The 6173-nt window shown below is 71.8% G+C and carries 8 protein-coding genes; 6 read left to right on the forward strand and 2 right to left on the reverse strand.

The window, feature by feature from the left end; genetic code table 11:
- Positions 1–67: 67 nt before the first annotated feature.
- Positions 68–889 carry a TIGR02452 family protein gene (locus B9S58_RS13145; RefSeq protein ID WP_103532299.1) on the forward strand — a complete coding sequence of 274 codons (822 nt, stop codon included), beginning with the start codon at positions 68–70 and terminating at the stop codon, positions 887–889.
- 156 nt (positions 890–1045) lie between these two features.
- Here the strand turns inward: B9S58_RS13145 and B9S58_RS13150 are convergent, their stop codons facing one another.
- Positions 1046–1513: a type II toxin-antitoxin system PemK/MazF family toxin gene (locus B9S58_RS13150; protein WP_103532300.1), complete on the reverse strand. Its 468-nt coding sequence runs from the start codon at positions 1511–1513 to the stop codon at positions 1046–1048.
- A 143-nt stretch (positions 1514–1656) separates the two neighbouring features.
- Here B9S58_RS13150 and B9S58_RS13155 point away from each other — a divergent pair, with 143 nt between their 5' ends.
- Both B9S58_RS13155 and B9S58_RS13160 read left to right on the forward strand, forming a co-directional pair.
- Positions 1657–2679 carry a LacI family DNA-binding transcriptional regulator gene (locus B9S58_RS13155; protein ID WP_103532301.1) on the forward strand — a complete coding sequence of 341 codons (1023 nt, stop codon included), beginning with the start codon at positions 1657–1659 and terminating at the stop codon, positions 2677–2679.
- A 55-nt stretch (positions 2680–2734) separates the two neighbouring features.
- On the forward strand, positions 2735–3007 hold the full coding sequence (locus tag B9S58_RS13160) for a hypothetical protein (RefSeq protein WP_103532302.1): 273 nt from the start codon (positions 2735–2737) through the stop codon (positions 3005–3007).
- 111 nt (positions 3008–3118) lie between these two features.
- Here B9S58_RS13160 and trxA read toward each other — a convergent pair whose 3' ends face one another.
- Positions 3119–3517, reverse strand: coding sequence for a thioredoxin (gene trxA / locus B9S58_RS13165; protein ID WP_103532303.1), 399 nt, complete (start codon positions 3515–3517; stop codon positions 3119–3121).
- 127 nt (positions 3518–3644) lie between these two features.
- Here trxA and B9S58_RS13170 point away from each other — a divergent pair, with 127 nt between their 5' ends.
- The 3 genes from B9S58_RS13170 to B9S58_RS13180 form a co-directional block, all read left to right on the forward strand.
- Positions 3645–5090: an NAD(P)/FAD-dependent oxidoreductase gene (locus B9S58_RS13170; protein ID WP_103532304.1), complete on the forward strand. Its 1446-nt coding sequence runs from the start codon at positions 3645–3647 to the stop codon at positions 5088–5090.
- A 42-nt stretch (positions 5091–5132) separates the two neighbouring features.
- Entirely contained in the window at positions 5133–5774 is a 642-nt protein-coding gene (locus tag B9S58_RS13175) for a recombinase family protein (RefSeq protein ID WP_258044453.1), read from the forward strand.
- Positions 5775–5862: 88 nt separating this feature from the next.
- Positions 5863–6173: transposase (locus B9S58_RS13180; RefSeq protein ID WP_181009259.1), on the forward strand; the 311-nt coding region annotated here is incomplete at its 3' end.

Consider the following 6173-nt stretch of genomic DNA (forward strand, 5'->3'; position numbering starts at 1 on the left):
AATCCGGTTGCGTCCAGGCCGGGTTCCCCATCAGCATGCCCCGTATGCACCACACGGGGGAGCGCCGGTGAGCGCGCGGTTGCGCGGCATCGCGCGCGATACGGAAGCGGTCGTCGAGGCCGGGCGATATCGCAACGCAGCGGGTCAGGACGTGTCCATCGAACGGGCCGTGACCGCCGCACTGTCCGGCACCAGGCTCTACGGACCGGACCCGGTGCCCGTCGCCGCCCTGGACACCGACCGCGTCCCGCGCTTCGAGGTCACCGGCGAGAGCAGCCTCGCCGCGGCCCGTCGGATGACCGGTGAGGCCCCCGGCAAGGTCGCCGTCCTCAGCTACGCCTCGGCCCGCAACCCCGGCGGTGGATACCTCAACGGCGCCCAGGCCCAGGAGGAGGCCCTGTGCCGCGGATCGGCCCTCCACGCGACCCTCCTGCGCGCCCCCGAGCACTACGCGCACCACCGCGCCGAACGAAGCGCCTTCTACACCGACCGGGTGATCCACTCGCCCGAGGTGCCGGTCTTCCGCGACGACCGGGGCCGTTTCCTGGACACCCCACACACCGTCGGATTCCTCACCTCGCCCGCCCCCAACGCCGGGATCATCCGGCGCCGGACCCCCGAGGAGGCCCACCGTATCCCGGCCGCTCTGGCCTCCCGCGCCGAACGGGTGCTGGAGGTCGCGGCCGTACGGGGCTACCGCAGGCTCGTCCTGGGGGCCTGGGGCTGCGGAGTCTTCCGGAACGACCCGGCGCAGGTGGCGGAGGCGTTCCGGGCACTGCTCGGCGAGGGAGGCCGGTTCGGCGGCCACTTCGAGCAGATCGTCTTCGGGATCCTGGACCGGGACCCCGACTCCCCGGTCCGGGCCGCCTTCGCCCGGACCTTCGCCTGACCGGGGGCCTGTCGCCGCGATCGCACCGGGCCCGCGCTGCACCGGGCCCGCGCTGCACCGGGCCCGCGCTGCACCGGGCCCGCTCGGCGTCGGCCGTGCGTACCGCCGGCGCAGGGGCCGCGAGGTCCGGCCTGCCGTTCCCCGCCCTGTCGCCGCTCAGCTCCAGCCGTACCGCTCGCGCAGCCGCCCGGTGACCCGGTCGAAACGGTCCCGGTCCAGGGCGCAGGCCTCCCGCCGCATCCCGTCCTCGTGGACCCGCAGCACCCGGTCCAGATCGACCCAGGACGGCCGCCCCGAGCTGTCCCACGGGCCCGCGCCCAACGCCACCCACTCGTGGTCCCGGTCGTGCTGCTTGCTGGAGAGCTGGACGGCGAGCAGCGTGCCCGCCTCCTCGCGGGCCACGACGAGCACCGGCCGGTCCTTCCCCCGCCCGTCGTTCTCCTCGAAAGGCACCCAGGTCCAGACGATCTCGCCGGGGTCGGGATCGCCGTCGCGATCGGGGGCGTAGCTGGTGCGCACGGGACCCACGTCGTCGGGATCGGCCTGCGCGGTGGCGGTCGGCCCGCTGCTGCCGGGCACGTCAAAGGGGTTGTCGGATCGGTACGCGCTGTCGTGGAACGTCATCGCAACACCGTAGAACCTCCACCGCCCGGTCCCGGGAGGGGGCGTCGGGCCGGGGCCGCGGGGCGGCCTTCCGGCCACGGTGACCGGAGCTGCGGGCCCCGGGCCGAAACCCGTTCCCCCGGTCTGGAAGACTGCCCGACGCCATGAGCCAGTTACCCAAGCAGCCCGCCGAAGTCTCCGTTCCGACCAGCGCCGATGTCGCGCGCCTCGCCGGAGTGTCCCGGGCCACCGTGTCGTACGTACTGAACAACAACGCCACCGTCCGGATCAGTGAACCCACCCGACGCCGGGTCAGGGAGGCCGCCCTTCAGCTCGGTTACGTTCCACACGCGGCAGCCCGCAGCCTGCGCGCCGGACACAGCCGCATGGTCCTGCTGCCCTCAGGACACATACCGGCGGGACCGCTGCACCAGTACTTCTTCGAGGAACTCCAGTCGGGGCTGCGCCGGCTGGACTACACCGTCGTCCAGTACGGCAGCGTCGGTCTCACCGCCGACGAGGCGGCCACCGCCTGGGCCGAACTGCGGCCCGTGGCCGTCGTCGTACCGCCGGGGATCGCCCTAACCCCGCACGGCACGGGCATCCTGACCCGCTCCGGCGCCAAGGCGGTGATCACCCTGGGACCCGACCCGGTGGCCGGGGCGCACGGCCTGGTCATGGACCAACGCCAGGTCGGAGCCGGCGCGGTGGAACACCTGCTGTCCCGCGGCCGTCGCCACATCGGCGTCGTCATGCCCCAGGAACCGGGCCGGGCGCCCTTCTCCGAACCCCGTCTGACCGGGGCACGACGTGCCGCCGAACAGGCGGGGGCCCGCGTACGCCCGCTCCCGCTGCGGTACGAGGAGGAGTCCGCGCACCAGCTGGCCGCCCGCTGGCCGGAACTGGGACTGGACGCGGTGTTCGCGTACAACGACGAGTACGCCATGCTGCTGATGCGGGCCCTCCAGGACGCGGGGGTCGCCGTGCCCGCCGACACGGCGGTGATCGGGGCGGACGACCTGCTCATCGGCAGACTGCTGCGCCCGAGGCTGAGCACCGTTCGCCTGGAACTGGCGACGGCCCAGCCGCTGGCCGAGACGATCGACCGGATGGTCCAGCACCCGGGCAGGCCTCCGGTCCATCACGACCTGCTCCGCACCAGCGCCGTACACCGGGAATCCAGCTGACCGCCTCCGGCGCGACGACATGCGCGGCGCGCGGCGGATGTCTAGCGTCGGAGGCATGAGCCATCCGCAGAGTTACGAACTGCTCCTGATCCCCGACCACAGCAGAACGCGCACCGGAGCCCCCGGCCGGCCGATCCGGTCCGCGGTCGTCGCCGCCACCGGCGAGACGGGGGCCTCCGGCTACCCCCGGTACGCGGGCGAGGGCATGGAAGCGGACGTCGACCCGGAGACCCGGACGGTGGAGGCCGTTCTCATCGACGGCGAGGAGCTCGACTACGGCATGTCGGTCCGCGTGTCGGGGGCCGAGGGCGAACGCCCGGCGTCCTGAGAACACGTGCTCGCCGCCGCGGGCACGGGCAGACCGAAGGCCCCGACCGAGCACACCGCGTCCACGGTGTCGGTCAGGGCCCTCACTCGGTGCCGTGCGCCGGTCGGACGGCTACTGGGCCTCCGGCTGCCCCTCCCCGGCCTCGGCCGCCCGCTTCTGCTCCTCCACGGACTTGCGGACCTCGTCCATGTCCAGCTTCCGGGCCTGTCCGATGACGTCCTCCAGAGCCGCCTCGGGCAGCGCGCCGGGCTGCGAGAAGACCGCGACGTTGTCCCGGACGATCATCAGCGTCGGGATGGACCGGATCTCGAAGGCCGCCGCCAGCTCCTGCTGCGCCTCCGTGTCGACCTTGGCGAAGACCAGGTCGGGGTGGCGCTCGGACGCCGAGTCGTAGACGGGTGCGAACTGTCGGCAGGGGCCGCACCACGAAGCCCAGAAGTCGATCAGCACGAATTCGTTGTCACTGACGACCTGATCGAAGTTTTCCTTGGTGAGCTCGACGGTGCTCATGCTCGGGGTACCTCTTCCTCTGCCCGTGGGGGTCCTGTCCGGTTCTGTCCGGCACAACGGTGACTGCACTTGCGCTATTCCGCCTGCCCATGTGGCCGGGGCGCACACCCACGACGACACTGTTTCCATGACTGATGCAGCGAAGATCTCCGAGTGCTCGCCGTACGACGTCGTGGTCATCGGGGCAGGCCCGGTGGGGGAGAACGTGGCGGACCGGGCCCGCGCCGCCGGGCTCTCCGCAGCGGTGGTGGAGTCCGAACTGGTCGGCGGCGAGTGTTCCTACTGGGCATGTATGCCGAGCAAGGCGCTGCTGCGACCTGTCGTCGCCCGCGCCGACGCCCGCCGGGTACCGGGCCTGAGCGCCGCCGTACAGGGCCCTCTCGACGTCGAGGCCGTCCTCGCCCACCGGGACGAGGAGACGAGCCACTGGAAGGACGACGGCCAGGTCGCCTGGCTGGAGAGCGTCGGAGCGGACGTCTACCGGGGTACGGGCCGTCTCACCGGCCCCCGCGCGGTCACCGTCACCGCCCCCGACGGCACGGAGCACCGGCTCGCCGCCCGGCACGCCGTCGCCGTCTGCACCGGAAGCAGGGCCGTCGTCCCCGCCCTCCCCGGCATCGAGGAAGCCCACCCCTGGACCAGCCGCGAGGCCACCAGCGCCAAGGAGGCTCCCGGCCGGCTCGTGATCGTCGGCGGGGGAGTCGTGGGCGTGGAGATGGCGACCGTCTGGCAGGCGCTCGGCTCCGAGGTGACCCTGCTGATCCGGGGCAGCGGCCTGCTCCCGAAGATGGAGCCCTTCGCGGGCGAGCTGATCGCCGACGCCCTCACGGAGGCCGGGGCCCGGATCCGTACCGGCGTCTCCGTCACCGCGGTCCAGCGCCCCGCACCGGACGGCCCGGTCACCGTCGTCCTGGACGACGGCGACCGCGTCGAGGCCGACGAGATCCTCTTCGCCACCGGCCGGGCGCCGCGCACGGACGACCTGGGCCTGGAGAAGATCGGCCTGGAACCCGGCTCCTGGCTCACCGTGGACGACAGCTGCCGCGTCGAGGGCACGGACTGGCTGTACGCGGTCGGAGACGTCAACCACCGTGCCCTCCTGACCCACCAGGGCAAGTACCAGGCCCGCATCGCGGGCGCCGCGATCGCCGCCCGCACCGGGCACGGCCCTGTGGAGACCACCCCCTGGGGCGCACACGCGGCCACCGCCGACCACGCGGCCGTTCCCCAGGTCGTCTTCACCGACCCCGAGGCCGCGTCCGTCGGCCTCACCCTCGCCGAGGCCGAACGCGCGGGCCACCGCGTACGCGCCGTCGACCACGACCTCGCCTCGGTCGCCGGCTCCGGCCTCTACGCCGACGGCTACCGGGGCCGCGCCCGGATGATCGTGGACCTGGACCGAGAGGTGCTCCTCGGCGTTACCTTCGTCGGCCCGGGCATCGGCGAACTCCTGCACTCGGCGACGGTCGCGGTCGTGGGGGAGGTCCCCATCGACCGCTTGTGGCACGCGGTTCCGGCGTACCCGACGATCAGCGAGGTGTGGCTGCGGCTGCTGGAGACGTACCGCCGTTAAGTACAAACGGTGGAGACGCGGATGCATGGTAGGGATCGAAACATGATCGAACGTCCTTATGACGGTTGTGGTCGATGCCTTGTCGGTGTCCGCCGCCTGTCCCAGATGTCTGCAGCCACCAGCTCACCGGAGCGTCAGCGCGACAACGTGCTCGCCGTGGTCGAATCCGTCGGTGGGCACGTCATAGCCTGGGCTGACGACTGGGAGGTGTCCGGCGCCACCGATCCGATGACACGTCCCAAACTCGGTCCGTGGCTCCGGGGGGAGCGGGGACCGTACGACGGCATCGTGGGTGCGGCAGTCGACCGCCTTGGCCGCAATCTCGTCGATTGCCTGAACACCGGCTACATGATGCGGGATACCGGGAAGCTCCTCCTGACCTACGGTCACGACGGTCCTTGGGACCTGGACGACCCCAACGACGAGAACCGCTTCACGATGGAGGCATGGGGTGCGCAGATGGAGCTGCGGGCCATTCAGCGCCGCAATCGTGAAGCGACCATCAAGGCTCGGCAGGCTGGCCGGGTGAAGGCCAAGCCCTCCTACGGCTATGAGTACATACGGCTGGCCCCCACGGCGTCTGTGGACCGGGTGGCCCTCCACGGCCACGCTTCTAATACTCCAGCTGTAGATCGCGATCTTGCTGGGCGGGGCTGGTCCGGGAACGGGTGCGGCCACCGGTGATCATCGGTGTGTGAAGACAGAAGATCAGACGGTGGCCGCGGGTCACAGCATAGATCCTGCTCGCTGGCAGGAGGCGTTCGAGGCCTTGATGGGCCGTATCGCGGGACGGTTCGTCCGGGTGGAACCCCGTCGCCGGGCGAGGGCGTTCGTCCTCGGGTTGCTGTCGGGCCTGCCGCGCAAGAACTGCTGGACGCTCGCCGAGCATGCCGGGGACGCGAATCCGCATGGTCTGCAGCACCTGCTGTCGAGGGCCAGATGGGACGCCGACGCGGTACGCGATGACATCCGGGGCTTCGTCGTTGAGCACCTGCACCACGAGGACGCGGTGCTGGTCGTGGACGAGACCGGCGACCTGAAGAAGGGCACCGGCACGGTGGGCGTGCAGCGCCAGTACACCGG

This window comes from Streptomyces sp. SM11 (genome assembly GCF_002910905.1).
Classification (GTDB): domain Bacteria; phylum Actinomycetota; class Actinomycetes; order Streptomycetales; family Streptomycetaceae; genus Streptomyces.